Source organism: Actinophytocola sp., from assembly GCF_035712165.1.
Lineage (GTDB): Bacteria > Actinomycetota > Actinomycetes > Mycobacteriales > Pseudonocardiaceae > DASYTH01.
Map to the genome: position 1 here is coordinate 1 of NZ_DASTBH010000529.1, position 3,756 is coordinate 3,756.

Genomic DNA, 3,756 nt, shown 5'->3' on the forward strand with positions numbered 1-3,756 from the left:
GACCGCCCGGGCGGACCAGCTGCGAGAGGTAGGCCATCGCGGCGACGTCGAAGAACACACTCGCGCAGCCGGTCGCGGCGACCACGGCGATCAGCAGCCCGGTACCGAGCAGACCGGTCCACCACAGCCCGAGCATCGTCACCCCGAGACCCAGCCGCAGCAGGTCCATCGCGATCATCATCCGGCGCTTGCGGAGCCGGTCCACGATCGCACCGGCCGGAAGGCCGATGATCACGAAGGCGACGGTCTGCGCGGCCACGAGCACGCCGACCTCGAACGGCGTCGCGCCCAGCCCGGTCACGGCGAGCAGGGGCACCGCGGTACGGCTCATCCCGGCTCCGAACGATCCGGCCGCGCTGGCCCCGAGCAGGAAACCGCCATCCGCGAACGACGGGGAAAACGCATTTGCGAACTCTGGCCGACGCCCGGGAAAACGTACGGATTCGAGGAGATTCGAATCGCGGACGCGCTCCATTTCTTACCCCTCGTGGAGTCCAACGCGCCTGTTCACGGTCGTGCGCATACCCTTGACCGCCACGCTATTGCGGGGTTATCGCGCGACTACCGCGACACTCTGACCACGATAGTTAGCCAAAGAAACGCCAAAATACCGCGACAATGCGGCTGATTAATAGCGTCGTGACCAACAACCAGTCGGCACTCAAGCAAACGGAATGAGCGCCACCGAAAAAGAGAGGTCACAATGCTCATCAGGACTCTGACGATTGGTCTGGTCACCGCCGCCGCAGTGATCGCCGCCCCGGCGATCGCCACCGCCGCTCCCAGCGCGCCCCCCACCACCATGTCCGACAGCCCCACGCCGCTGGGCACCTCGGACTACCCGTGGGGCGACTGACCCCGAACGGGCGGCCCGGTCACGTCGCCACCTCCGTGTCGGTCAGCATCGCCAGCACCCGCCGCGCCTCGACCTCCAATGCCGCCGCCTTGCGTTCCCCGAACGTGGTGGCGGCATTGGTGGCCAGTTCGATCGCCTCGCTCTGGTCACCGTGCTCGGCCAGCATCGGCGCCAGATCCAGCCGCGCCCGGGCCGCCCCGACGTGATCCATGATCCGCTCCCGCACGGCGATGGACCCGCGCAGCAACTGCCGGGCCTCGGTGTGCCGGCCGAGCGTGAACCGAACCCGCCCCAGCGCGAACAGCACGATTCCCTCGCCCTGCAGGTCGCCCTGGCTGCGCACCAGCTCCAGCACGGTGCCCAGCACCAGGTCGGCCTCCTCGAACTTGTGCTGGCGCATCAGGTTCTCGCCGAGGCGGAACAGCACCATGGTCTCCACCCGGCGGCCGCCGATGTCGCGGCACATCTCCAGCGCGGCGCTGAGCTGGTCGGTGGCCAGGTGGAACTCGCCGCGCTCGGAGGAGATCTGGGCCAGCTTGCTCAGCACGTAGGCCTGGCCGAGCACGTCGCCCGCGGTGCGGAAGCCCTCCAGGGCGGTGCCGTAGATCGCCGCCGCCCGGTCCTTGTCCCCCTCCAGGTAGGTGATCAGACCCAGGTTGCGCCGGGTCATCGCCAGACCGAGCACGTCGCCGAGCTCCTCGAAGATCCGCAGCGCCGGCTCGAGCACGCCACGCATCGCCGACGGCCGGCGCCGGAACAGATAGAACGAGCCCAGCGAGCAGAGCACGGCGGCCTCACCACGCCGGTTGCCGGCCTCCCGCACCGCCGCCAGGGCGCGCTGGTGGGTCCGCTCCCACTCGTCCAGATAGCCGCCCACCTCGAACAGCGCGACCAGGCAGATCGCCAGGTCCCAGCACAGCTCGTCGAACCCCTCCGCCGCGGCCTGCCCGACCGCCGCCACCAGGTTCGTGCACTCCGCCTCCAGCCACCGTGTCGGATCGTCCGGCAGCGCCGGCTCGGCACCCTGCGGCCGCCACCGGCGCGCGGTGCCGCGCAGCACCCCGGCGTCGCTGCCGTAGTGCTCCCGGCGGGCCCGCTCGGCCACGGCCAGCCAGCCGCCCAGCAGGCGCTCGAGCGCGTCGTGCCGGGCCGGCTCGCTCTCCCGCGCGTCCAGTTCCTCCCGCGCGAACAACCGGATGATCGCGTGCAGCGCGTAGCGGGGCTCACCGTCGAGGTCCGGGCCGGTCACGTCGAGCAGCTGCATGTCGACCAGCCGCTCGAGCTGGGCGCCGACCACGACCGGCTCGTCGTCCAGCAGCGCGGCGGCCGCCCAGACCGGGAAGCTGCCCTCGCTGAGCACGCCGAGCAACCGGAACAGCTGCGCGTCGCGCGGCTCGAGACCCTCGTAGGTCAGCCGCAGGCTGGCCCGCATCATCAGGTCGCCGTGCGCCAGCTCGTCCAGCCGGCGGCGCTCGTCGGCCAGCCGGCCCACCATCGCGGCCAGCGACCAGTGCGGCCGGGCGGCCAGCCGGGCCGCGACGATCCGCAGCGCGAGGGGCAGCCCGCCGACCATCCGCACCAGCGCCATCGCCGCGGTCGACTCACCGGCCACCCGCTGCCCGCCCAGCACGTTGGACAGCAGCTCCATCGCCTTGTCCGGGGGCAGCAGGTCGACGTCGAGCAGCTTCGCGCCGGGGATCTCGGTCAGCCGCAGCCGGCTGGTGACGATCACCGCGCAGCTCCCGCTGCCGGGCAGCAGCGGCAACACCTCGCGCGCCGCGGCGGCGTCGTCGAGCACCACCAGCATCTGCCGGCCGGACAGCAGGCTGCGGTAGATCTCGGCGCGCTCCTCCAGGTCCTCCGGAATGGCCGAGCCCGGCAGGCCGAGCGCGCGCAGGAACCGGGCCAGCGCGTCGGTCGCCTGAACCGACCGGTGCTGCGTGCCGGACAGGTTGCAGAACAGCTGCCCGTCGGCGAACCGGCCCCGGGCCAGCCGGTGCGCCACGTGCACGGCCAGCGACGTCTTGCCGATCCCGGCCTTGCCGGTGATCATCACGACCCGGACCGCGGCGGTGTCGGCGCCGTCGAGCGCCGCCTCCGCCTCCGCGACCAGCGCGTCGCGACCGGTGAAGTCGACGATGTCGGCCGGCAGCTGGTGCGGCCCGGCCGGAGCGCCGGCCGGTGCGGGCTGGTCCTGGGTCTGCACCTGCAGGCTCTGGTCCTCGGCGAGGATGCTGGCCTCCAGGTGGCGCAGCTCCTCCCCCGGTTCCAGGCCGAGCTCGTCGACCATGATCCGCCAGCCGGTGCGGTAGACCTCCAGGGCCTCCGCCGGCCGGCCGGACCGGTAGAGCGCCATCATCAGCAGTGCGCGCAACCGCTCCCGCAGCGGATGCTCGGCCACCAGCACCCCCAGCTCGCCGACCAGCTGGGTGTGCCGGCCCAGCCGCAGCTCCAGGTCGATGCACGTCTCCAGCGCGGAAAGTTTGGCCTCCTCCAACCGAACCGCGGCACTACCCAGCGCCGACCCGGTCTGCCCGCCGAGCGCCGGTCCCCGCCAGAGCGCGTGTGCCCTGCGCAGCAACACCACCGCGTCCTCGACCAGCCCGTCCCGCTCGGCCACGCCGGCCTCCGTGACCAGCCGGGCGAACAGTTGGCTGTCCAACTGCCCGTCGGCCAGCCGCAGCAGGTATCCCGGGGCACGCGTCTCGATGAGCGGCTCGACGCCGAGACCGGTGAACGCCTGGCGCAGCGCCGAAACGCAGATCTGCACCTGGGTGCGGGCGGTCGCCGGGGGTTTCTCCTCCCACACCACGTCGATCAGCCGGTCGATGCTGACCACGCGGTTCGGTTCCAGCAGCAGCGCGGCCAGGATGACCGGCTGGCGGCCGGGCGGAATGCGC

3 protein-coding genes are annotated in these 3,756 nt (G+C 72.0%); 1 reads left to right on the forward strand and 2 read right to left on the reverse strand.

All coding sequences use genetic code 11. From position 1 onward, the window contains the following. Positions 1-331: MFS transporter (locus tag VFO68_RS29850; protein ID WP_325161746.1), on the reverse strand; the 331-nt coding region annotated here is incomplete at its 3' end. Positions 332-703: 372 nt separating this feature from the next. Between VFO68_RS29850 and VFO68_RS29855 the strand changes: the two genes are divergently transcribed. Next, entirely contained in the window at positions 704-856 is a 153-nt protein-coding gene (locus VFO68_RS29855) for a hypothetical protein (protein ID WP_325161747.1), read from the forward strand. A gap of 19 nt (positions 857-875) precedes the next feature. Here the strand turns inward: VFO68_RS29855 and VFO68_RS29860 are convergent. Continuing rightward, positions 876-3,756 (reverse strand): AfsR/SARP family transcriptional regulator (locus tag VFO68_RS29860; protein WP_325161748.1); only part of this gene is annotated, 2,881 nt, incomplete at its 5' end.

Coding starts and splice junctions, on each gene's coding strand:
- VFO68_RS29855 (WP_325161747.1), top strand. CDS start 704: ATGCTCATCAGGACTCTGACGATTGGTCTGGTCACCGCCGCCGCAGTG.